Origin of the sequence: Mucilaginibacter sp. cycad4 (assembly GCF_034263275.1) — a bacterium.
In the GTDB taxonomy this organism is placed as follows: domain Bacteria; phylum Bacteroidota; class Bacteroidia; order Sphingobacteriales; family Sphingobacteriaceae; genus Mucilaginibacter.
Map to the genome: position 1 here is coordinate 6,852,813 of NZ_CP139559.1, position 23,272 is coordinate 6,876,084.

The 23,272-nt window shown below is 43.4% G+C and carries 18 protein-coding genes; 13 read left to right on the top strand and 5 right to left on the bottom strand.

All coding sequences use genetic code 11. The annotated features are described in order from the left end of the window. The first annotated feature begins 101 nt into the window (after positions 1-101). Positions 102-1,400, top strand: coding sequence for a (Fe-S)-binding protein (locus SNE26_RS28275; protein ID WP_321557172.1), 1,299 nt, complete (start codon positions 102-104; stop codon positions 1,398-1,400). A 77-nt stretch (positions 1,401-1,477) separates the two neighbouring features. Next, positions 1,478-2,269, top strand: a complete 792-nt coding sequence (locus SNE26_RS28280) for a (Fe-S)-binding protein (RefSeq protein WP_321557173.1) — start codon at positions 1,478-1,480, stop codon at positions 2,267-2,269. On the opposite strand, the gene SNE26_RS28285 is transcribed toward SNE26_RS28280, so the two are convergent. Beyond that, the gene (locus SNE26_RS28285; RefSeq protein ID WP_321557174.1) at positions 2,264-2,746 is read right to left on the bottom strand and encodes a hypothetical protein; all 483 of its coding nucleotides are present in this window, start codon (positions 2,744-2,746) and stop codon (positions 2,264-2,266) included. The genes SNE26_RS28280 and SNE26_RS28285 overlap by 6 nt on opposite strands. A gap of 45 nt (positions 2,747-2,791) precedes the next feature. Between SNE26_RS28285 and SNE26_RS28290 the strand changes: the two genes are divergently transcribed. Further along, entirely contained in the window at positions 2,792-3,277 is a 486-nt protein-coding gene (locus SNE26_RS28290; RefSeq protein ID WP_321557175.1) for an ABC transporter ATPase, read from the top strand. A gap of 117 nt (positions 3,278-3,394) precedes the next feature. Here SNE26_RS28290 and SNE26_RS28295 read toward each other — a convergent pair whose 3' ends face one another. Further along, positions 3,395-3,529, bottom strand: a complete 135-nt coding sequence (locus SNE26_RS28295; RefSeq protein ID WP_321557176.1) for a hypothetical protein — start codon at positions 3,527-3,529, stop codon at positions 3,395-3,397. Between the two features lie 329 nt (positions 3,530-3,858). Between SNE26_RS28295 and SNE26_RS28300 the strand changes: the two genes are divergently transcribed. Continuing rightward, a complete protein-coding gene (locus SNE26_RS28300) occupies positions 3,859-4,260 on the top strand; it encodes an SPW repeat protein (protein WP_321557177.1) in 402 nt (133 codons plus the stop codon). A 54-nt stretch (positions 4,261-4,314) separates the two neighbouring features. Here the strand turns inward: SNE26_RS28300 and SNE26_RS28305 are convergent, their stop codons facing one another. Next, entirely contained in the window at positions 4,315-5,001 is a 687-nt protein-coding gene (locus SNE26_RS28305; RefSeq protein WP_321557178.1) for a PAS domain S-box protein, read from the bottom strand. A gap of 87 nt (positions 5,002-5,088) precedes the next feature. Next, positions 5,089-6,378, bottom strand: coding sequence for a BamA/TamA family outer membrane protein (locus SNE26_RS28310; RefSeq protein ID WP_321557179.1), 1,290 nt, complete (start codon positions 6,376-6,378; stop codon positions 5,089-5,091). Between the two features lie 881 nt (positions 6,379-7,259). Between SNE26_RS28310 and rplM the strand changes: the two genes are divergently transcribed. The 6 genes from rplM to pyrH all read left to right on the top strand — a co-directional run bounded on the left by rplM (position 7,260) and on the right by pyrH (position 12,105). Continuing rightward, on the top strand, positions 7,260-7,697 hold the full coding sequence (rplM, locus tag SNE26_RS28315; RefSeq protein ID WP_110587285.1) for a 50S ribosomal protein L13: 438 nt from the start codon (positions 7,260-7,262) through the stop codon (positions 7,695-7,697). A 25-nt stretch (positions 7,698-7,722) separates the two neighbouring features. Next, positions 7,723-8,109 carry a 30S ribosomal protein S9 gene (gene rpsI / locus SNE26_RS28320; RefSeq protein ID WP_110587286.1) on the top strand — a complete coding sequence of 129 codons (387 nt, stop codon included), beginning with the start codon at positions 7,723-7,725 and terminating at the stop codon, positions 8,107-8,109. Positions 8,110-8,127: 18 nt separating this feature from the next. Beyond that, positions 8,128-8,970: a 30S ribosomal protein S2 gene (rpsB, locus tag SNE26_RS28325; RefSeq protein ID WP_090529482.1), complete on the top strand. Its 843-nt coding sequence runs from the start codon at positions 8,128-8,130 to the stop codon at positions 8,968-8,970. Positions 8,971-9,142: 172 nt separating this feature from the next. Continuing rightward, positions 9,143-9,994: a translation elongation factor Ts gene (gene tsf / locus SNE26_RS28330; RefSeq protein WP_321557180.1), complete on the top strand. Its 852-nt coding sequence runs from the start codon at positions 9,143-9,145 to the stop codon at positions 9,992-9,994. A 156-nt stretch (positions 9,995-10,150) separates the two neighbouring features. Further along, the gene (gene nagA / locus SNE26_RS28335) at positions 10,151-11,275 is read left to right on the top strand and encodes an N-acetylglucosamine-6-phosphate deacetylase (protein WP_321557181.1); all 1,125 of its coding nucleotides are present in this window, start codon (positions 10,151-10,153) and stop codon (positions 11,273-11,275) included. Between the two features lie 125 nt (positions 11,276-11,400). Next, positions 11,401-12,105, top strand: a complete 705-nt coding sequence (gene pyrH / locus SNE26_RS28340) for a UMP kinase (RefSeq protein WP_321557182.1) — start codon at positions 11,401-11,403, stop codon at positions 12,103-12,105. Positions 12,106-12,237: 132 nt separating this feature from the next. On the opposite strand, the gene SNE26_RS28345 is transcribed toward pyrH, so the two are convergent. Then, complete coding sequence (locus SNE26_RS28345; RefSeq protein ID WP_321557183.1) at positions 12,238-14,736, bottom strand: M1 family metallopeptidase; 2,499 nt, start codon at positions 14,734-14,736, stop codon at positions 12,238-12,240. 450 nt (positions 14,737-15,186) lie between these two features. Between SNE26_RS28345 and SNE26_RS28350 the strand changes: the two genes are divergently transcribed. From SNE26_RS28350 to SNE26_RS28360, 3 genes are all read left to right on the top strand, one after another. After that, positions 15,187-17,970, top strand: coding sequence for an ABC transporter permease (locus SNE26_RS28350; RefSeq protein ID WP_321557184.1), 2,784 nt, complete (start codon positions 15,187-15,189; stop codon positions 17,968-17,970). A gap of 375 nt (positions 17,971-18,345) precedes the next feature. Then, a complete protein-coding gene (locus SNE26_RS28355; RefSeq protein ID WP_321557185.1) occupies positions 18,346-20,715 on the top strand; it encodes an FtsX-like permease family protein in 2,370 nt (789 codons plus the stop codon). Between the two features lie 103 nt (positions 20,716-20,818). Further along, on the top strand, positions 20,819-23,194 hold the full coding sequence (locus SNE26_RS28360; protein ID WP_321557186.1) for an ABC transporter permease: 2,376 nt from the start codon (positions 20,819-20,821) through the stop codon (positions 23,192-23,194). Positions 23,195-23,272 lie beyond the last annotated feature (78 nt).

The following is a 23,272-nucleotide window of genomic DNA, read 5'->3' on the forward strand; positions in this document are numbered from 1 at the left end:
CAGGTAATCAGCTAATTAATTTTCAAATATTTTTTCAATCCCAAAACATTTCGTGCTTTAAACAATTCATTTAACTTTGAGAAAAATACTATGCACGCATAATGATTGCTCAGCTTATATTTATTATCATCCTGGGGGTTGCCATTTACTTCTTCGGTAAAAATGTGTCTAAAATAAGGCGCAATATTTTGCTTGGTAAAGACACGGACCGTAACGATCGGCCGGCCTTGCGCTGGAAAGTGATGGCCAAAATTGCCCTGGGGCAAACCAAAATGGTTAAGCGCCCCGTAGCGGCGGTAATGCACTTTTTTATTTATATAGGTTTTATTATCATCAATCTTGAAGTGCTGGAGATCATGATTGATGGAGTTTTTGGTTCTCACCGCATCTTTGCGCACCCGCTTGGCGGTTTGTATGGTTTTTTAATAGGCGGTTTCGAGGTGCTTGCAGTACTGGTACTTACGGCATGTATCGTTTTCCTGTGCAGGCGCAATGTTGTGCACCTGAAACGGTTTACAGGTGCAGAAATGACCCAATGGCCAAAATCTGATGCTAATTACATCCTCATTACCGAGATATTGCTCATGACCGCTTTCCTGACTATGAATGCGGCCGATTATAAATTACAACTGCTGCATTTTGGCCACTATGTCACCGCCGGAAGCTTCCCGGTGAGTTCATTGCTGGCGCCGTTGCTGCCAGGTAGCGCTTCGGCATTGGTAATTACCGAGCGGGTTTGCTGGTGGTTCCATATTGTCGGGATCTTGTGTTTCTTAAATTACCTGCCATATTCAAAGCATTTTCATATCCTGCTGGCTTTCCCCAATACGTACTATTCAAACCTGAACCCTAAAGGTAAATTTACCAATATGGCATCGGTTACCAATGAGGTTAAGGCCATGCTTGATCCTTCTTTCGTGCCCGAAAACACCGGCGAGCCCGCCCGTTTTGGCGCAAAGGATGTAACAGACCTTACCTGGAAAAACCTGATGGAGGCTTATACCTGCACCGAATGCGGCAGGTGCACCTCGGTTTGCCCGGCCAACATTACCGGCAAATTGCTGTCGCCACGGAAAATTATGATGGATACCCGCGACCGTATTACCGAGATCGGCAATAACATTGATAAGCATGGTAAAGACTTCCAGGACGATAAAGCACTGCTTGATAATTACATTACCCGCGAAGAGCTTTGGGCCTGTACAAGTTGTAATGCCTGTGTGGAAGCTTGTCCGGTAAACATCAATCCGCTGGAGATCATAACCGAAATGCGCCGTTATATTGTGATGGAAGAGTCGCAGGCCCCGGCGAGTTTAAACAATATGTTTGGCAACGTAGAAAACAATGGTGCCCCATGGAAATATAGCCAGGCCGACAGGTTTAACTGGGCTGATGAATAAATTCATTAAGTCATTTGTCATTAAATCATTGTATGGTGGCTAATGACTTAATGACGAAATGACCCAATGACTAATTTATGAGTGAAATAAAGATACCTACCATGGCCGAAATGGCTGCACAAGGGAAAGAACCTGAGATATTGTTTTGGGTTGGGTGTGCCGGCAGCTTTGATGAACGGGCCCGCAAAATTACGCGTGATATCTGTAAGATCTTGCAGCATGTGGGTATTAGCTATGCAGTTTTAGGTACTGAAGAAAACTGCACGGGCGATCCTGCCAAACGTGCAGGAAATGAATTCCTGTTCCAGATGCAGGCCATGATGAATATCCAGGTGCTGGACGGTTATAACATCAAAAAAATAGTTACCGGTTGCCCGCATTGTTTTAACACTATAAAAAATGAATATCCCGGTTTGGGTGGCAATTACGAAGTGATCCATCACACGCAGTTAATTCAGGGCCTGATAAACGATGGGAAGCTTAAAGCTGAAGGCGGGGAAAGCTTTAAAGGTAAAAGGATCACCTATCATGACCCGTGTTATTTAGGCCGGGGAAATGATGTTTACGAAGCTCCGCGTGCCGCACTTGAAATATTAGATACCGAACTGGTTGAAATGAAACGCTGCAAATCAAACGGCTTGTGCTGCGGTGCAGGCGGCGCGCAAATGTTTAAAGAACCAGAGCCAGGCAAAAAAGATATCAATATAGAGCGTATTGCCGATGTTATTGAAGCCAAAGCACAGGTGGTAGCTGCTGCTTGTCCGTTTTGTATGACCATGCTTACCGATGGCGTAAAAAATCAGGATAAAGAACAGGAGATCAAAGTGCTGGATATTGCCGAGATAACGGTAAGGGCTAACGGTTTATAAACCTTTCATCCTGAAATAATTCAACGCACTTTTCAAGCTATCAAACCTGGCTGTGTTCATATTATGCACGGGCAGGCCAAGTGTAGTGGCCATTGAGTCGATATTGCCATCGGGGTCTTCGTAAGTTTGTACAATGATATCATCGGTTTGGGTATTGAATTTGAGCGTGCCCGTGGTATCGCTGACCAGGTAATCAACATTAGCGAGACGGTGCAGATTGAAAGAAAAATATTCCTGTTTACCCTGTTGATAAGTTTTCCTCAAACGTAAAAAATAGTCGTTGGTAAGGGTAATCTCCCACTTTTTAAGGTTGATATCGGGCGCGGGGTTAAATGAGCTGCTGAGGCATTTATTGCTCCAGTTTAACCATTCCTGTTCGCTCATTTCGGCTTTAAAACCGTAATTTAGCGCAATAAGGGCTAAAAGTGATGTAATGAGCGCGGTTTTTCCAATTGAAGGCAGAATTGATATTTTCATGACAACAAAATGTAACCCGAAGTTAATAAATTGATATTTTTGGAAATGAAATTTTCTCCACAGTCAAGAGTTTGGATCTATCAGTCGAACAGGAAATTAACCGACCTGGAAGTACAGCAGATACAGCCCGAACTGGACAGGTTTGCCACCAACTGGACAGCTCACAATAACCAGTTGAAAGCCAAAGGCGAGGTACGGTATAACCGTTTTTTTATTTTGATAGTTGACGAAAGCCAGGCCGGCGCCAGCGGGTGCTCTATCGATAAATCGGTTCACTTTATGCAGCAGGTGCAGCAGCATTTGGGCATCAACCTTTTCGACAGGTTTAATTTGGCTTACCGCGATGGGGAAGAGGTGCTTTCGTTACCCCGTCATGATTTTGAGGCCAAACTAAAAGAGGGCAGTATCAATAAGGAAACTGTTGTTTACAATAACCTGGTGCAAAATTTAACCGAGCTCGAAACCAAATGGGAAGTGCCGTTTAAGGACAGCTGGCATATCCAGTTGTTCCGTGATATTGTAACAGCATAACAAATTGCTCACTAATTTTTCGAATTATAGCGAATTACACGAATTTTTAATTTGAATAAAGATTCGTGTAATCCGCTATTATTGTATAAGCCCTGCAAGTCATTCGTGTAGAAATATTTATTTCTTCTTAGCTGGAGTAATGATCGGTTTTACAATGTCTTTTTTGCCCGATTGATAATCAGAAGGGGCTTTGCTGTTACCTTCGGCGGCTGGTTTCTTTTTTTCTTTGGTAGATTGCTTGTTCTTGCTCATGATTTTTATTTTAATGTTTGATTTTTTAGCGGATTATTGATATTTGTATCCGTTAATAGTGATAGCGGCAGGACAAAATGAAACGGACGGTATATACTGCCCGATGGTGAGGAGAGAAACAGATCGCTTTAATTTTAAAACGTATATCTTTACACGTATTATTAATGCGTTTTAATTAAAGGTAGAGGTTTTAAAGCACATAACCCGTAAAGAAACAGCGATTTATATTATATAAAATTTAATGTAGCGCTGCACGCATAAATGCTTAACTTTGCGATAAATTTTTGATACAAACTATTTATACCATACTTTATAAAATAAGCTAAAAAATGAAAGGCTTCATCTCAACCAAAACTTACGGATTTTTAAATTACGTTGTAGCCCTGTTAATGATTTCAACCTTATGGACTTTCGGTGGTACCCTGCATGTTGGCGGTGCTGCTTTGTTTCTTCCTTTGATAATTGGTTGGTTGCAATTGATCATGGCTATCTTTGCTAAAAACGAAATGGGTTTCATTAAACAATTCCCGATGGTTATGCACAATGCTGGTGACGTACTTATGGGGTCGTTTTTATTTTGCTCACCATGGGTTTATGCCTTTTCTGATAAAATGGTATTGCCTCAATTGATTTTTGGTGCATACCTTTTAATTGTAGGTTGCTTTACCAAAGGTTCTCCATTTATTAATCCACAGGTAGAAGAAGATCATGGCGTAAGCTATAATGCTTAATCCTTTTTCTTGAAAAATATAAAACAAAAGAGGCGCTTATGCGCCTCTTTTGTTTTATATGCCAAGCTCTTTTGAGCGTTGTTCTTCCCGCTGGTTACGCATGATTTTGGTAAAACCACGGTGATTGTGCTGCTCATCAAACAGCGGGAAAACCAACCCGCTGCCCCAGAAACGTGTGCCATCCTTGCGTACATGGTAACGTTCGTCAATGGCGCGGCCCAGGCTCAGGGCCTTTTTTAATTCGGCTTCGGGTTTACCTTCAGCTATATCTTCGGGGGTGAAAAAGATCCGGGCGCTAAGGCCTAAAACTTCCTGCCCGGCATAGCCAAGCACCTTTTGGGCGCCGGTGTTCCAGCTGTTGATATCGCCGTTTTTATCAGTGGTGATCACCGCGTAATCTTCCAGGCTGTCCAGCACCTGCCTGAAAAAGTCTTCGCTCATCCTAAAATAAGTGTCGTTAAAAATATCCTGACCGGTTATGGTATCATCAAAGGTTTGATATTCGATAAAGATGCTCGTATTATCAACTCCGCAGGCAAGCTGCATAGGCTCGCGGGTTATGCGGTAAAAAGTTTCAAAGCCTGCCGGTAGCTTATTTAGCTCCGGCTTTTCTTTTATGGGTACAAGCGTTATATCAACAGCCTCATCTTCCTGTTGATTAAGGTTGATCTTAACCAGTACATATTCGTAGCCTTTTTCAATCAGATCGCCAAGTAGTTGTGAGGTTAACGGAGTGCGCATTTTTGTAGTAGATTAATCCTTTGAAAAGCTTTAAGCACAAAAATGACACCAGTTATCAATTTATAGGTGATAAGGCAATTGTTATTATTAAAAAACCTCGTTAAGTCCTAAAAAGAAACCACTTGAACCGTATGTGCCTTTACCATAATCAATACAAAGGTTTGACCGGGTGTATTTATTAAACAACAACCGTAAGCCAAGGCCCGCTCCGGGCTCCCAATACCTGAACAGCTTTACCCTTTGCTGGTTGTTGGCGGTTTCAACATTTACAAAAGTAACAGCGCTTAATAGTTTGTTAGCAGTTAAGGGAAACCTGTACTCAGCTTCATTATATACAAATGATAAGCCCTTAAATCGCCCGATTATAAATGCCCTGCCTATACGCCCGTAAGCATCACTGCCGGTACCGGGCAGTTCAAGATAGGGGAGTGCACCGCTTAGCAGGTAGTTTGACCAGTGCCAAACGGCAAATACGCACTCGGGGTTAGTTGATGATAAGCTCCAGTATTTTCTGAATTCGAGTTTTACCTGCATGGCATTGCGGTTGCTGCCCAGCCATGTTTGGTTGCTCCGCAAAACTATATCTGCATAAATGCCCCGAAAAGGACGGTTAGGCTGATCGCGGTTATTAAATTGAAAATTAAAAAGTAAGCCGTTGGCCTGGTACGAGCTGACGGGAAAACCGTTGCGGATGCTATAACGGTAATTGTGTGTTTGGGTTATAGGGATCTCTTTACGGTCGTCGTCGATATGGCTGTAATAATTAAAGCTTAGACCGGCGCCTACATATATATGATGTGCCAGTTTACGGTAGATGCGCTCATTGGCCTTGATATATACATAACGGATAGGGAAAGCATCAGGGTTATTTTCAAAATGGGTATTGTTCATGAAAAAGTTGCCTTCGCCAAAGCTGCGCCTGCCGGTGCCGAGGCCGTTATCCATAGCAACAGTTTTACCTATTTGTACAGTGCCCTGGAGGTTCCACTTATTTTCGGCCGAAAAAGCGTTTTGCTTAAACTCAAAAGTGGAGAGCCCGCCTGTAGATAAATAAAAGCCCGCATTAATTACCGAAAGGGTTGTAGATGAAGGGTCGCCAAAATATTTTCCTCCTGACGAGATCACTCCGGCAGCGAACCCTACGCTTGGGTTATAAGCGGCCGATGGCAATACCGACCAATAAGTGCGATTGCGTGACTGCCCGGTAGTTGTGGCGGGTTTACTGCTTTTACCGCTGAATATAGAGGCTAAGATCCCATTGGCGTCTATTTGTGTTTGTAAAGAATCAACCGGATCGGCCAGGGTTTGGGCAAACAGCTTGCAGGTACTTAAAAGTACAAACAAGGTTAAGGTAAGCCGGTAAACAGCGGGAGCCAATTATTCAGGGATTAATTAGTGTTCCTGCTAATATATTTATATCATCTGAATGTAAAAAACTTATTACGAAATAAAAAAGGGGATTAAAGAGGGATTATAAGGTGATATTTTGTAATTAACTAACATCGGCCCCGCTCTTGGCCGCGGGAGGGCCAGATACTTTTGTCTTGACACAAAAGTATCCAAAAAGTCAAGTCAACAAAGAGGCTTCTTTGCCGCACTTCCCCTCCTGAAGCCCGTCGCAAGGCCTTTGCCCCACAAATCGGCCAGAACCACGGGCTGCTAAACACTGCCGCCACTTCGTTCGCACAGCCCGTGCTTCGGCAATGTTTGCTAATGCCCCTGCAACCGCACGAGGCCATCATGTTCTGCCCGATTTCGCCCGAAGCTTATTGTTGACGGGGGTAAGAAGTAAACTTGTGTTAATATAACTTTAGTTGAATTGGATATCACTGCTTCCGTGTTAGGGATAGTAGCGGATACCGGCCAATGCGCATAAGGCTTGCAGGCGTATGAGCGGAAAGCCCGGGCCGTTAGCTAACGGCAACACCATTATGAACCATGATTTTTAGGATTTAAGGATTGTCAGGATTTTTCGGTTTGAACCCGAATTAAACGAATTGTTGAATTTTTTCGAATCTCTAAAATTTTCACTATTCGCAAAATTCAACAAATTCAGGTTCATACAAAATAAAACCCCGACAATCTCCGAATCTCCCCAATCCCCGTTCAGTCCAAACAATCCTGCCATCCGTCAATCAGGAAAATCATGGTTCAGATATTTCCTTAAAAACTATTTGCTAATAACGTAATTAACCCTATCTTTGCAGTCCCGAAAATACGGGGTATAGTAAACGTTTAAACAATTTAATTTAAAGCAAGTGAATACGTTAAGTTACAAAACTGTCTCAGCCAACAAAAAAACCGTTAACAAACAATGGGTTGTTGTTGACGCCGAAGGCGAGATTTTGGGGCGCTTGTCTACGAAGATCGCAATGATCATTCGTGGTAAAACCAAGCCTGATTTCACCCCAAACGTAGACTGTGGTGATAATGTGATCGTTATCAACGCAGACAAGGTAAAACTGACCGGTAACAAACTGAGTGACAAAACTTATGTTAGGTACACTGGATATCCAGGTGGTCAGCGTTTTATTTCTCCTAAGGAGTTATTGGCGAAACATCCAACCCGCATCATCGAGAAAGCGGTACGTGGTATGTTACCTAAAAATCGTTTGGGTAAAGCATTATTCGGCAATTTGCATGTATATGCAGGTGCTGAGCATCCTCATGCAGCGCAAAACCCAACAGCCATTTAATTTTTAATTTTTAAGGAGAAAAAAAATGCCAACAACTAACACTTCAGGCAGAAGAAAAACAGCCGTTGCCCGCATCTACCTTACAGAAGGAAATGGTGCGATCATCGTTAACGGTAAAGATTACAAAGAGTATTTCCCTACTTTGCCATTGCAATACATCGTTACTCAGAGCACTGAGGTTTCTGGTAGCACCGGAAAATTTGATGTTAAAGCAAACGTTGCAGGTGGTGGTGTAAAAGGACAGGCAGAAGCCGTTCGTTTAGCTATCGCTAAAGCTATTGTTGAACTTGATGCTGAAAAGAAACCAGCATTACGTGCTAAAGGCTTAATGACCCGCGATGACCGTATGGTTGAGCGTAAGAAACCAGGTCGCAGGAAAGCACGTAAGAGATTCCAATTCAGTAAACGTTAATCAAAGGAGGACAACAAAATGGCAAGAACAACTTATCAGGATTTACTGGACGCTGGTGTACACTTTGGTCACCTTACCCGCAAATGGGATCCGAAAATGTCACAGTACATTTTCATGGAGCGTAACGGTATCCACATTATCGATTTAAATAAAACCTTAACTAAGGTTGAAGAAGCTGCTGCAGCTATAAAACAAATTGTAAAATCAGGCCGTAAGGTATTATTCGTAGCTACAAAGAAACAAGCGAAAGATATCGTTGCTGATTATGCAAAAAGCGTAAACATGCCATACATCACCGAGCGTTGGTTAGGTGGTATGTTAACTAACTTTGCAACTGTACGTAAGTCGATCAAAAAGATGTCAAACATCGATAAATTGACTAAAGACGGTACTTACAGCAACCTTTCTAAAAAAGAGCGTCTGATGATCCAGCGTGAGCGTATCAAATTAGAAACCCTTTTAGGTGGTATCTCTGATCTGAACCGTTTACCGGCTGCATTATTCCTGATCGACGTTAAGAAAGAGCACATTGCGGTTTCAGAAGCATTGAAGTTGAACATCCCTACATTTGCTATGGTTGATACCAACTCTGATCCTTCAAACATCGACTTCCCGATCCCTGCCAATGACGACGCTACAAAATCAATTTCATTGATCACCAGCATCATCATCAAAGCTATCGAAGAAGGTTTAGATGAGCGCAAACGCGAGAAAGAAGACGAAGCTGAAAAAGAAGCAGTAGCTGCAAAAGCTAAAGCTGATGCTCCTGAAGTTAACGAAGGCGGTAAAAGAACCCGTAAAGTTGCTGAAGTAGCTGCTGAAGGCGAAGCTGAAGCTCCGGCTGCTGAAACAGAAGAATAAGCCCCCTAACCCCCTGAAAGGGGAACAAGGAACAAATATTTAAAGCCTCCCTGATTCCGTTAAAAGCATCAGGGAGGATTTTTAATATTAAAAATAGTTGCAGGTTACAGTAGCATAATACCATAGCGGTAACTTGTAACCCGATAAAAAAAATCTTAAAACTCAAAAAAACATGTCTACAGTACAAATTTCTGCAGCCGACGTAAACAAACTGCGCCAGCAAACCGGTGCCGGTATGATGGATTGCAAAAAAGCATTAACCGAAACTAACGGTGATTTTGAAGCAGCTATCGATTTTTTAAGAAAAAAAGGTGCTAAAGTTGCAGCAAGCCGTCAGGACAGGGAATCAAACGAAGGTGTTGTTATTGCACGTACTTCTGAAGATTTTAAAACCGGTGTTATCATCGAGCTAAACTGCGAAACTGACTTCGTAGCTAAAAATGCTGAGTTCATCGCTTTTGCAAATGAAATTGCTAACAAAGCTGTTGAGGCTAAACCAGCTTCAATCGAAGAGCTTTATGCCCTTGAAATTGACGTTGAAACTGTTCGCGTTAAAATTGGTGATGCTATCATCGAAAAAACCGGTAAAATCGGCGAAAAAATCGGTGTATCTAAATATGAAGTTATTAGCGGCGAAAAGGTTGTTGCTTACATCCACGGTAATTTCCGTTTAGGTGTATTGGTAGCATTGAGCGCTGATGGTGCAGGTGCAGAAGATGCCGGTAAAGATGTAGCTATGCAAATTGCTGCTATGAACCCTATCGCTTTGGATAAAGACGGCGTTGATGCTTCAGTAATTGAGCGTGAGCTTGAAATTGCTAAAGAGCAGATCCGTGCAGAAGGTAAACCAGAAGCAATGGTTGAAAAAATTGCTGCCGGTAAACTAAACAAATTCTACAAAGACTCAACCCTGTTAAACCAGGAGTTTGTGAAAGATTCGTCTAAGAGCATTTCACAATTCCTTGACTCGGTTGAAAAAGGCCTTACAGTAACCGCCTTTAAGCGGGTAGCTTTAGGAGCTTAATCATATTATCCCCCGATGAAAATCGGGGGATTTTTTTTGCCCATTTGTTTTTAATCAGCCCGTCATTGCGAGGTACGAAGCAATCCCCGATATGCAGAGCCACTCTGTAGAGTTCGCGATTGCTTCGTACCTCGCAATGACGTAAAACGAAGAAACATGTCTATCCTCGCCCTCCACAACCTTAAACTCATCTCCACCGGCACCATTGCCGAAGGCAAAGCCGTTTTAATCTCCGACGGTATAATTACCGATATTATTGACGAAAGCGCTATCCCAGCTGGGGCCGATAAAAAAAACCTCAACGGTGCCTACCTCGCCCCGGGTTTTATCGATTTGCAGATCTACGGCAGCGGCGGCAAACTTTTTGCCGGTACGCCTACAGTTGAAGCACTTGAACAGCTGGAGAATGACCTGCTGAACCAGGGTACCATCGGTGTGTTTGCCACTATCGGTACCAATACCAATGAAATTGTAGAAACCGGTATTGAAGCGGCTAAGATCTATCGCGAAAAAAGTAGGGGTGCTTTTTGGGGGGTGCATCTGGAGGGACCTTATTTAAATCCTGCCAAAAAAGGCGCCCATCCCGAAAAATTTATCAAAAAAGCTACCCTTGCCGAGGTTAAAGGCTGGCTGGAAAAGGCTGATGGTGTTATCAAAATGATCACCATTGCGCCCGAACTGCAGGATCAGGAGGTGATAGATTATTTATATGAGCAGGGTGTTATCATATCATCAGGCCACAGTAACGCCACCTATGCCGAAGGCAAATCATTTTTAAAGAAACCGGTACAGGCAGTTACGCATTTGTTTAATGCCATGCCGTCCATGCACCACCGCGAGCCAGGTTATATTCCTGCTATTTTTGAGAAGAGGCCATATACCAGTATCGTAGCTGATGGTATCCATGTTGATTTTGCGATGGTGCGTTTGGCTAAACGCGAGCTTGGTGATAAACTTTTCCTGATCACGGATGCTGTTACCTCAACCAAAGAAGGTGCTTACCAGCATGAACTTAGAGGCGACAGGTATACTATGCCCGATGGTACGTTATCAGGCTCGTGCCTTACCATGCTTAAAGCGGTAGAAAACTGCGTTAAATTGGTGGGGATAGACCTTGCCGAGGCTGTGAATATGGCATCATTATATCCTGCCGAGCTGGCATCGCAAACAAAAAAGGGTAAAATTGAGAAAGGCTTTGATGCCGACCTTGTTGTTTTTAGCGCTGATTTTGAAGTGCTTGAAACAATATTAAAAGGTGATTTTTTAACAAAGACAACATAAAATTTTAACACTGAAATTTATTCGCTATTTTTGGCGAACTACTCCCGTATGAACAGAGCTTTATCAATTCTTGATATAAACAAAAGCAGGTTTCATCTATTTCTATTATTAGCAAATCACACCAAATGAAATACAAAAGAATATTACTGAAACTTTCGGGCGAATCGCTGATGGGCACAAGGCAATATGGTATTGATAATAACCAGGTTTTGCAGTATGCTCATGACATTAAAAACGTTTATGATGCCGGGATTGAGATTGCGGTAGTTGTTGGAGGCGGTAATATTTTCAGGGGATTAAGTGCCGAAAAATCGGGCATGGAACGTGCGCAGGCCGATTATATGGGTATGCTTGCAACAGTGATTAACTGTATGGCACTGCAAAATGCTTTAGAAAGCATTGGTGTGGAAACCCGCCTGCAATCGGCCATTAAAATGGAACAGATCTGTGAGCCTTACATTCGCCGCCGTGCTATGCACCACCTGGAAATGGGCAAGATCGTGATCTTCGGTGCCGGTACAGGTAACCCTTATTTTACTACCGATACTGCCGCTTCATTGCGCGCCATTGAAATTAAAGCCGATGTGGTATTGAAAGGTACCCGCGTTGACGGGATCTATACTGCCGATCCGGAAAAAGACCCAGGCGCAACCCGTTACGACGAGATCACCTTCCAGGAAGTATATGACAAAGGCCTGAATGTAATGGACATGACCGCTATAACCCTTTGCCAGGAAAATAAACTGCCTATCATTGTATTTGATATGAACAAAGAAGGTAACTTCATGAAAATTGCCAACGGCGAGGCCATTGGTACACTGGTGAAGTAAGCTCTTTAAGCTGAAAGCCGAAGGCTCAAAGCAAAAAGCTATAAAATACAGACCATCAAAAAAAGCTTTCAGCAAAAAGGAAAGGCCGCCTTATAAAAGGTGGCCTTTCCTTTTTGGGACTTTTATACGCGGTTATTTAGCTTCGTTGACAGCTTTAATAGCGTCATCAGCAGCTTTTGCCGATGTATCATCCTTCATGGCAGTGCGTGCGGCTTTTATGCCTTCCAGTTGGGTAATTATAAATGGCGCTGCACCGTAAACCTTAAATTTAATACCGGCTTCTTTCAACTGGCCAATGCCTTGCTGGGCATATTCGGGCTTATTTACTTTCGCGGTCATATCGGCAAAGTTTTTAAGGGCGTTGAATTTTTCCTGTATGCCCGCATCAATGAAGTGCTGGTATACAAAAGGCCATTCGGCATCATTACCGTTAGTTGAATATAGGTTCATCATTGCGGCGGTAAGTGCGCTCTTGTTATCTTTTTCAAAGCCTTTGGCTAAGCTCATGGCTTTTGCAGGGTCAAGTTGTGCAATGGCATTTAAGGCAGCTCCCTGCACAGCGTATGATTCGCTTGACATTGATTGGGTAAACAAGGTCATGTTACCGCTTGCTTTTAGTTTCCCTAATGCGGTAATTGCAGCTGCCCTTACCAGGGTGTTATTATCAGTTTGTGCTAATGTGATCAATATTGGTTGGGCGGCGTTGCGCACATCATCCTTGGTAAGGTTTAGCGCTCTGATAGTTTTAATACGTAAGCCGTAATATTTATCCTTTAAAGCGGCGATGAGTATTTTTTGTGCTTGCGGACGGGTTTGATCTGATGCAGCAGCTTCTATCGCCTCAAAGCGGTCGAGGTAATTAGGAGCGTTGAAATATTGGAATGAAAACTCATCAATAGTTTTATTGTCGGTCTTTTTGGTCAACAGGATCTTATCGGCATCAACATTCACTAAATCCGGTTTGCCGGCCAGTTGGTAGCTGATAGAATCTACCTTGTCATTCATCCATTCTTTATGGCGTACCTTTTTACCGCCCTGGTAAATATCTATAGCCATTGGCAGTTTAAAGGTTTGGCCGTCTTGCGTTTGTTTCAGGTAAACGGTTTCGGTTTTGGTAGCCTCATCCCATTTGTAGCTGATGTTCAGTATCGGGTGACCGGCGCCATAATACCACTGGTTAAAATACCAGTTAAGGTCCTGGCCGCTGGCTTCTTCAAATGCTAAACGTAACTGCTGGGCTTCGCCGTTTTTAAAAGCGTTTGTTTTAAGATAGATATTAAGACCTTTATAAAATGCGGCATCGCCTAAATAGTTGCGGAGCATGTTCAGGATGCGGCCGCCTTTTTGATAGGTTACAGCGTCAAAAACATCTTCTTTATCTGCATAATAAAAACGCACCAGGTTTTTGGTGTTACCTCCCTGCGAGCGTAAGTAAGTTTGCATATCGGCATAGTTGTGAGCATCGCCCTCATCTTTACCATATTTATGTTCGGCCCAGATGGTTTCGCTGAAGTTGGCGAATGATTCGTTTACGGTAAGGTTGCTCCAGCTTTCGGCAGTAACATAATCGCCAAACCACTGATGGAAAAGTTCGTGAACGATGGTGCTGCGGCCATTGTTGAAGTTAGCATCAATCAGTTCGCGGTGGGTAGCCTGTACGTAATCGCCATGAAGGGTAGCTGATGTATTTTCCATTGCACCGCTCACGTAATCGCGCACTACAATTTGCGAGTATTTAACCCATGGATAATCAACGCCCAAAGTTTTTGAATAAAAGTCGATCACCTCAGGCGTAAAACCAAAAATTTCTTTGGCATAAGGAGCATATTTAGGCTCGAGGTAATAGTTTACTTCTTTATCTTTCCACTTGTCTTTATAGATCTTGAAATCGCCAACGGCCATCATAAACAAATAGGGCGAATGCGGAAGCTCCTGTTTCCAGGTATCGGTACGGGTACCGTCGGCATTTGTTTTTTGAGCGGTTAGTTTACCGTTTGATAAGGTTACATACTTTGCCGGTACGGTCATTGTAATCTCTTCGGTAGTTTTTTGACTTGGCTTATCGATGGTAGGGAACCAGGCCGACGAAGCTTCGGTTTCACCCTGTGTCCAGATCTGGGTTGGCTTATCTTTTTCCGTGCCGTCGGGGTTGATGAAGTATAACCCTTTTGCATCATTGATAGCTGCGCTGCCTTTAGCTTTCAGCTCATTGGGTTTGGCGGTATAATCAATGTAAATGGTATAGTTTTCGTTATTGCGGTAAACCTTATCCAGTTTAATGGCTACCGAAAGGCTGTCCTGGTAAGTAAACTTAAGCGGTACGTTTTTACCATTTTTTACTACCGAGATGTTTTTAAGGTCCATGCCTTTGGCGTCGAGCCTTAAGCTATCGGTTGGATAAAAGTGAGGTTTCAAAGTCACCCATTCCTTACCGTACAGGTAGCGTTTTTTGTAATCGAAACGAACATCAAGTTTGGTGTGGACAAGGTCGTTGATTTTGGTTGGTGCGGCCCGGTAGATTTTTAATGCCGGGTTTTCGGGGGAAGGGGTTTGCTGCCCGTAAGCAGTTGCCATAGCTGTGGTAAACACACACGACAGCATGAGTTTTGTAATTAATTTGCGATCAGTCATATATAGTACAAAAAGTTTGCTTTTTACAAGCTGTTAAGGATAGTTAATTTTCAAATATACATCCCGGCAGCTAAAATGTTTTGTGCGTAAATCACCTATGACGCGCGGGGAGGGATTATGTTACGGGGGAGGATGATTTTTGGGCTTAAGATCTTAAATAAAGGTACTGGTTTGGTTTGAGAAGGCACAAGTAAGCCAGGCCCCGGGCCTCCGCACAATACATGCGCCAGGAAAAGGTAGCGGGTGCTCCTGATCTCTCACTTTAAAAAACCTTCAACCTTTCTCCAAAAAACTACCCCTAAAACCGAACACCAGATGTACGCTTTCGTACAGTAATAACGGTGATTTTTATTTAATTAGTTGGTAATTAGATATTTATATAAATGGCACATGTTTTATTCAACATTGCCAGTAGTGCACTGCCTTTTGATAAACTAAAGCCTTTGAGATATGAACCTGGATGACCGCATTTGGAACCTGGCTTCAAAGAAATTAGCTAATGAAGCTTCGGAAAAGGAGTTGCAGGAGTTAAACGCTTTGCTGGCCGAAAACCCCGAACTTCATAGTCAGCTCAGGTTAATGTCAAAATGGTGGGATGACGGAGAAGAAAAGCCAAAGAGTGATAGTTCGGCTTTGTTCGGCAGGATCCAGGCAAAGATCAAAGATATTGAGGATACAAGTTCACCAGCGTTTACAGCTGAGGAGCTATCTCCGGTTAAACCGGCGAAAACCAGGCAAACTAATTATAACAGTACTGAAAAATTAAAACAACATAGCCCGTTTTTAAACAGCACCGCCATGATCAAAAATTATTTAAAGATCGCTTTAAGACAGCTGCGCAAGCAAAAAATGTATACAGCTATTAAAATAGGCGGTTTTGCGTTTAGTATTGCAGCCTGCCTTTTAATTGCCCTGTATATTCGCGATGAACTGAGCTTTGACAAAAACTATCCCAATGCCAATAATATTTACCGTTTAATTGGCGACTATCATGACGGTGGTGCACATGAAAAAGGCGTTGACTGGCCATCGGTTATGGGGAAGGTGATCAAACAGGATTTTCCGGAGGTAGAAAAATCGGGTCGTTTGATGCCTAATTCGTTGTTTTGGGGAGCGGGCAGCAATGAGCTTAAACGAGCTGACCAGGCTGATAATACACACGAAGAAGGTTTTGCCTATGCCGACCAGGGCCTGATTGATATTTTAAATGTACCAATGGTTTACGGCGACGCCAAACATGCACTGACTGAACCTTTGAGCATTGTAATTTCAAAAAGCAAGGCCGATAAATACTTTCCCGATCAAAACCCGGTAGGTAAAGTAATATTTTTGAATAATAACAAAACCAGGCCATTTAAAATAGCCGCTGTGATGCAGGATATGCCGGGTAATTCGCACCTGCACGATTTTAAGTTTTTGATAACCCTTTCGGGCGTTGAGTTCTGGAATGGGGAACAAGCCACCTGGGATGCCAACAACTACCATATTTATATGGCGCTGAAGCCCGGCGCCAATATACCGGCTTTTGAAAAAAAGGTCAGCGCGAATATTCTTAAAAATTATTATGTGCCCAACATGACCAAAAATGGCGACAAGCGGGCGAACCGGGTAATGGATATATTTAGCATGAAAGTGCAAAACATCCAGGATATCAATTTGCGCTCCTATGATATCCATGATGGTATGTCGCACGGGGATATCCGGTTCATCTGGCTGTTTGGTGCAGTTGCAGGCTTTATTTTGGTGATTGCCTGCATCAATTTTATTAATCTTTCTACCGCTAAATCAGCTAACAGGGCCAAGGAGGTAGGCTTGCGTAAAGTGGTTGGTTCACAACGCAGCGGGCTCATCCAGCAGTTTTTAGCCGAATCATTGTTATACAGCTTTTGCTCTTTTGTTTTAGGATTGATATTGGCCTGGGCACTGTTGCCTTATTTTAATGTGCTGGCTTCCAAATCGCTCAGCATGCCATGGGCAGCCTGGTGGCTGGTACCGGTTGTATTGGCATCCGCATTTTTGATTGGTATTGTAGCCGGTATTTATCCTGCGTTTTATCTATCGGGCTTTAAACCTGCCGACGTACTTAAAGGAAAACTAAGCACCGGCAGCAAAAGTTCGGTACTCAGAAATGCACTGGTGGTTTTCCAGTTTACAACATCTATCATCCTCATTATTAGTACGGTGGTTATTTACAACCAGATGCAGTTTATCCTCAATAAAAAAGTGGGTTTTGAAAAAGACCAGGTGGTGATGATCCAGGGTACCAATACGCTTGATAACCAGGTAAAGGCATTTAAGAATGAACTGGTAAAACTGCCAACCGTTAAGAGTGCTTCTATCAGCGATTTCCTGCCGGTTTCGGGTACCAAGCGTAACGGGAACCAGTTTTTTAATGATGGTAAGCAAAAAGTGGAAGCCGGTATTGGCGGTCAGTTTTGGGATATAGATCATGATTACCTGCAAACGCTGGGCATTAAACTGGTAGCCGGGCGCAATTTTGACCCGGATATGAAAACCGATTCGCAGGCGGTGATCATTAATCAAACTATGGCCAAAAAACTGGGCCTTAAAAATCCGATAGGTAAAAAGATTGTTAATTACGGCGCAGGCCGAACCATTATTGGTGTGGTACAGGATTTTAATTTTGAATCCATGCGTGATGGCATTGAACCGATGGTGCTTCATTTGTCGGCAAGCGAATCGATAGTATCGGTAAAAATAAAAGCCGGCGACGTAAAGAACGCCCTGGCGCAGATCACCGCAACCTGGAAACAGTTTGCACCAAACCAGCCTATCCGTTATACTTTTATGGATGAGCGTTTTGCCAGCATGTATGCCGATGTACAGCGCATGGGCCGCATCTTTACCAGTTTCGCGGTATTGGCCATTATCATAGCCTGCCTGGGCCTGTTTGCCTTAGCTGCCTTTATGGCCGAGCAGCGCAGCAAAGAGATAGGTATCCGCAAGGTACTGGGTGCTACCATAGGTAATATTACCACCATGCTGTCCATGAATTTTGTAAAGCTGGTATTCATAGCCATTGTAATAGCAACACCTATAGCTTATTATGCTATGACCAAATGGCTGCAGGATTTTACCTACCGTGTGCCCTTGAGCTGGTGGATGTTCGCCCTCGCCGGTATAGCGGCAATCATGATAGCGCTGCTTACGGTAAGCTATCAAAGCATTAAAGCCGCGCTGATGAACCCGGTAAAGAGTTTAAAGACGGAGTAATTGAATTTCGGATTTCGGATGTTCGATTTCGGAATTGTCTGAACCTGGATTTATAGGATTTGCCGGATCATAGGATTTTGTTGATCAGGATGGAAAATCCCGGGAATCAAAAAAATCCCCTCCAAATCCCGGTTCAGACAGCGTTAGGGATTGAAGCGGATACCGTCCGTCGGCTGACGGATAAGGCCTTGTGCAGTATGAGCGTAAAGCCCGGCCCGTTAGCTAACGGGAACGCCATTATAAACAATAATTAAAACAGGCTTGCTGATCAACAGGATCATGCCAATCCTGAAATCATATAAATCAAGGTTCAAGATGTTAAAAAGTTATTTAAAAACAGCATGGCGATTTTTGTTGAAGAACAAAACCTTTAGTTTGATAAACATAGTAGGATTAGCCACAGGTACACTGTGCTGCCTTTACATTTTGTTGTACGTGCAAGACCAGTATAGCTATGACAAGCAGCATAAAGATGTTAAAGATATTTACCGTATCACCACATCGCTTGAGCTAACCGGTGATAAGCATAACAGCGCCACGAGTTCGCCGCCTATTACACCGGCTATGAAAAATGATTTTGGCGAGGTATTGCAGTTTACCCGCCTGGTAACCACCGATGGATTTGGGGCCAAGCAGCACCTGTTACGCTACAAGGAAAAATCATTTTATCAGCAGGATGCTGCTTATGTTGATTCTACCTTTTTTGATGTGTTCAACTTTCATTTTGTTAACGGTAATGCCAATAAAGTACTGTCCGAACCTTATAGCATTGTACTGATGAAACCGGTTGCTGATAAACTTTTTGGCAGTGAAAATGCTGTAGGGAAGATGATCTCTATCGACAATTCATTTGGTAAGCATGATTTTAAAGTTATGGGGGTTATCGACGAAAGCGCAGGCCGGTCGCACATTCATGCCAGCATGTTTATGGCCATGAACAGCGGCGGTTTGGGCGAGTATGTAAGGCGGAACAACGCCTGGGCCGGTAATAACTTTTTATATGCTTATGTAAAACTCCGCCCCAATGCCAGCGCTGCTGCGCTGGAAAAAAAACTTCCGGACTTTTTAAATAAATACGGTGCCGACCAGCTGAAAGCCATCGGCATGAAAAAGGTATTGCACCTGCAGCCCATAACTACCATACACACAACGCCGGGGCGCGAGCATGAGCTTACTAAAACACTCGATCCATCGTTTCTGTATATCATGATATTGGTGGCTGTACTGATACAGGTGGTGGCCTGTATCAACTTCATGAACCTTTCGACCGCGCGTGCATCCAAACGGGCCAAAGAAGTAGGCGTACGTAAAGTAATAGGCGCCGGCCAGGGCGATTTGATGAAGCAGTTTTTAGGCGAATCGTTTATGCTGACGCTCATGGGCGTGGCCATAGCGTTGCCATTGCTCATATTGCTGCTGCCATATTTAAACCAGGTTACCCGCACGGATATTCACTTAACGTTTTTTAGCAATTATATACTTTGGGTAATGCTGATGGGGATAGTTGTGGTTACCGGTTTTGTGGCAGGGAGCTACCCGGCCTTTTATTTATCGGCATTTAAAGCTATCAAGGTGATCAAAGGAAATTTTACCAATCATATTTCAGCAGCGGGGATCCGTAAATCATTGGTAGTATTTCAGTTTGTGCTGTCGATAGTACTTATAACAGGTATTATTGTGATCTACAGCCAGCTCAATTTTGTAAAAAATAAAGACCTCGGCTTCGACCAAAATCAAAAGCTCATCTTTAATTTTTATACCAATACCACGCAGGGCAAAATGAAAGATTTTGCAAATGATTTAAGAGGACTGGCCGAAGTTAAAACCGTAAGCAACGCCGATAACTACCTGAGCCAGTTTGTGCCGCATGATCATGGAGTTTACACGGCAGGGGGCAATATGGCCACCGCCACCGATGCGCAAAACATTAATACCGATGAGTTTTTTGCCAAAGCTAACGGTATTAAAATAATTGCCGGCCGGGATTTCCGGATAGGAGATACCACCCGGGTACTCATTAATGAAACCTTATGTAAGCGACTGGGACTAAACCCGCAGACCGCTCCGGGTACACGATTGTATACTCAATATGATCCGGACCCGGTGACCTTTGTTGAAGTGGCCGGTGTAATGAAGGACTTTAACTATAACTCCCTGCATATGGAAGTAAAACCGTTTATGCTGGTTTATCGTAATGATCCGCGGCAATTTAATGTAATGGTGGTATCAACCAATAGCAAAAACTATAAATCGCTGCTGGGCAAAATGGAAGCATTGTGGCGTAAAGACATAGCCGACGCACCATTTGAATATTCGTTTTTAGATACTGAGGTACAAAAGCAATACGAAACTGAGGTTACCCTGTCGCAAATTATCAATGCCTTTACGCTGATGGCGATAGTGATCTCCTGCCTTGGCCTGTTTGGCCTGGCGGCCTTCAGTGCGGAGCAGCGCAGTAAAGAGATTGGCGTACGCAAGGTGCTTGGCGCAAGCGTAACGGGCATTGTACAGTTGCTGTCAAAAGATTTTGTAAAGCTGGTGCTGATTGCCCTTGTCATAGCCACGCCAATAGCCTGGTGGGGCATGAGCAAATGGCTGCAGGCATTTGAATACCGGGTAACCATAAGCTGGTGGATGTTTGCCCTGGCCGGCGTACTGGCCATGGTAATAGCCCTGGTAACGGTAAGCTCACAGGCCATAAAAGCCGCAAGGATGAACCCGGTGAAGAGCCTGAAGGCGGAATGATGAAAGTCATTACGTCACTTGCTTTGCGTCATTAGGTCATTAATATAAAAAAATGACTTAATGACCTGATGACTCAATGATATAAAGTAAATGAACTAAAATCATGATAAAGAATTATTTAAAAGTGGCCTGGCGTAATTTAATGCGTAATAAAACGCACGCGTTTATTAACGCCGCGGGGCTTTCGGTAGGTTTGGTGTGCAGCCTGCTGATCATGCTTTGGGTACAAAATGAGCTGGACATGGACTCGTGGTTTAAAAATGGCTCACGAATCTATGCAGTTTATGAGCTGCAGAATTACGACCATAAGCTGCATGGCAGCTATAACACTCCCGGCCGTACTGCCGAGGAGATGAAAAAGACATTGCCCGAGGTGCAATATGGCGTAAATATGGGCTTTGATCAGTGGAATACCTTCCAGGTGGGAGATAAGATACTGAAGATAGGCGGCACATCTGCCGGGGAAGATTATTTTAAGATCTTTGATTTTAAGCTGCTGCAGGGTTCGGCCAAAACTGCTTTAAATACACCTAAAAGCTTATCCATCTCGCGTAAAATGGCTAACCGGTTTTTTGGCAGTGCAGACGCCGCTATTGGTAAAACCATCCGCTATGAAAACTCCAAAAACTTTACAGTTACCGCTGTTTATGAGGATATGCCCAATAACAGTTCGCAAAAATTTGATTTTATAATGAACTGGTATAACTTTTTGGATGAAAATACCTGGGCGCGCGATTGGGGCAACCAGGGGCCAGCTACTGTTGTTATGCTGCGCCCGGATGCCGACCCGGTAAAGTTTGCCAAAAAGATCCCGCATTTCTTAGATACTTTTAACGGCACCGACCGCAAAACATCAAACTTTATTATTGATCTGGGTATGATACGTTATAGCGATGTTTATCTCCGCGGCAATTTTGAAGATGGGAAAATTGTAGGGGGGCGTATTGAATACGTACGCATTTTTAGTATAGTGGCTGTGTTTATCCTGCTGATTGCCTGTATCAATTTCATGAACCTGACCACAGCCCGCTCGGTTAAGCGGGCTAAAGAGATTGGCGTACGCAAGGTAGTTGGGGCCATGCGTTCGGCTTTAATAGGCCAGTTCATTGCTGAGTCATTGCTGATCACTACACTTTCGGTTTTAGTATCATTAATATTGCTGGTTGTGTTGCTGCCGCTGTTTAACCAGGTAACCCAAAAGCAAATTGAGCTGCCGTTTCATGATGTAGCTTTTTGGTTCAAACTTGTAGTAATTACGCTCGTAACCGGGTTAGTATCCGGGAGTTACCCGGCTTTGTTCCTGTCGTCGTTCAATCCGGTTAAAGTGCTCAAAGGAGGGTTGAAACTTGATACCGGTACCACTTTGTTTCGTAAAGGGTTGGTGGTGTTTCAGTTTGTACTATCAGTGGTGCTGATTACCGGTACAATAGTTATATCGGGGCAGATGAATTTTATCCAATCAAAAAATTTAGGATATGATCGTGAAAACCTGGTTTATATTCCGCTTGAAGGCGCCTTAACGGCTAAATACAGCGCAGTTAAGCAAGAAGCTTTAGGAATGCCGGGGGTACAGTCAATTACGCGGATCACCACTACGCCAACTAATATCCAGAATGGAACGGGTGGCGTTGAATGGATTGGTAAGGACCCGAATGTCAGCATCCAGTTTACCCAGGCATCGGTAGGGTACGATTTTGTGAAAACTATGAAGATCAAAGTGCTGGAGGGTCGCGATTTTTCGAAAGATTTCCCTACAGATTCTGTTGGTTATATCCTTAACGAAGCCGCGCTGAAAAGGATAGGGTATAAAAACCCGATAGGCCAGCCGTTGACCTTTTGGGGCAAGCATGGAAAAATAGTAGGTATTATCAAGGATTTTCACTTTAACTCCATGCATGAAGAAATTAAGCCATTAGTACTACGGTGTGCCGAAAATGAGAACTATGGCAGTATCCTGTTGCGCACCCAGCCCGGCAAAACCCGCGAGGCATTGGCCAGTATGGAAAAAATATGTAAACAACTTAACCCGGCCTTCCCGTTCAATTACAATTTTTCGGATGAGGAATATAAGAAGTTGTACCAGAATGAGCAGGTTATTGGTAAACTATCGGACGCATTTGCCTTTTTAGCCATCTTTATATCATGTCTTGGCTTGCTTGGTTTAGCTATGTTCACAGCCGAGCAGCGTGTAAAAGAAATAGGCATCCGCAAGGTACTGGGCGCGAGCGTGAGCTCACTGTTCAGGCTGCTATCATCGGAGTTTATGATGCTGGTAGTAATCGCCCTGCTCATCGCGTCGCCGATAGCATGGTATGCAGCTTCAAAATGGCTGCAGGGTTATGCTTACCGTACACCTGTACAGTGGTGGATGTTTGTACTATCAGGCGCGTTAATTATTTTGATAGCCCTGGCAACTGTAAGTTTTCAAAGTATTAAAGCAGCATTGATCAACCCGATAAAAAGTTTGAGATCGGAGTAATAATATCATTGAGTCATTTGCCGCGCGTCATTAAGCAGGCAAAATGGAACAATGACCTAATGACTTAATGAAAATATC

Excerpts from the sequence above, each read along its gene's own strand:
- SNE26_RS28275 (WP_321557172.1), top strand. The coding sequence starts at position 102 with ATGATTGCTCAGCTTATATTTATTATCATCCTGGGGGTTGCCATTTAC.
- SNE26_RS28280 (WP_321557173.1), top strand. The coding sequence starts at position 1,478 with ATGAGTGAAATAAAGATACCTACCATGGCCGAAATGGCTGCACAAGGG.
- SNE26_RS28285 (WP_321557174.1), bottom strand. The coding sequence starts at position 2,746 with ATGAAAATATCAATTCTGCCTTCAATTGGAAAAACCGCGCTCATTACA.
- SNE26_RS28290 (WP_321557175.1), top strand. The coding sequence starts at position 2,792 with ATGAAATTTTCTCCACAGTCAAGAGTTTGGATCTATCAGTCGAACAGG.
- SNE26_RS28295 (WP_321557176.1), bottom strand. The coding sequence starts at position 3,529 with ATGAGCAAGAACAAGCAATCTACCAAAGAAAAAAAGAAACCAGCCGCC.
- SNE26_RS28300 (WP_321557177.1), top strand. The coding sequence starts at position 3,859 with ATGAAAGGCTTCATCTCAACCAAAACTTACGGATTTTTAAATTACGTT.
- SNE26_RS28305 (WP_321557178.1), bottom strand. The coding sequence starts at position 5,001 with ATGCGCACTCCGTTAACCTCACAACTACTTGGCGATCTGATTGAAAAA.
- rpsI (WP_110587286.1), top strand. The coding sequence starts at position 7,723 with ATGCCAACAACTAACACTTCAGGCAGAAGAAAAACAGCCGTTGCCCGC.
- rpsB (WP_090529482.1), top strand. The coding sequence starts at position 8,128 with ATGGCAAGAACAACTTATCAGGATTTACTGGACGCTGGTGTACACTTT.
- tsf (WP_321557180.1), top strand. The coding sequence starts at position 9,143 with ATGTCTACAGTACAAATTTCTGCAGCCGACGTAAACAAACTGCGCCAG.
- nagA (WP_321557181.1), top strand. The coding sequence starts at position 10,151 with ATGTCTATCCTCGCCCTCCACAACCTTAAACTCATCTCCACCGGCACC.
- pyrH (WP_321557182.1), top strand. The coding sequence starts at position 11,401 with ATGAAATACAAAAGAATATTACTGAAACTTTCGGGCGAATCGCTGATG.
- SNE26_RS28345 (WP_321557183.1), bottom strand. The coding sequence starts at position 14,736 with ATGACTGATCGCAAATTAATTACAAAACTCATGCTGTCGTGTGTGTTT.
- SNE26_RS28350 (WP_321557184.1), top strand. The coding sequence starts at position 15,187 with ATGAACCTGGATGACCGCATTTGGAACCTGGCTTCAAAGAAATTAGCT.
- SNE26_RS28360 (WP_321557186.1), top strand. The coding sequence starts at position 20,819 with ATGATAAAGAATTATTTAAAAGTGGCCTGGCGTAATTTAATGCGTAAT.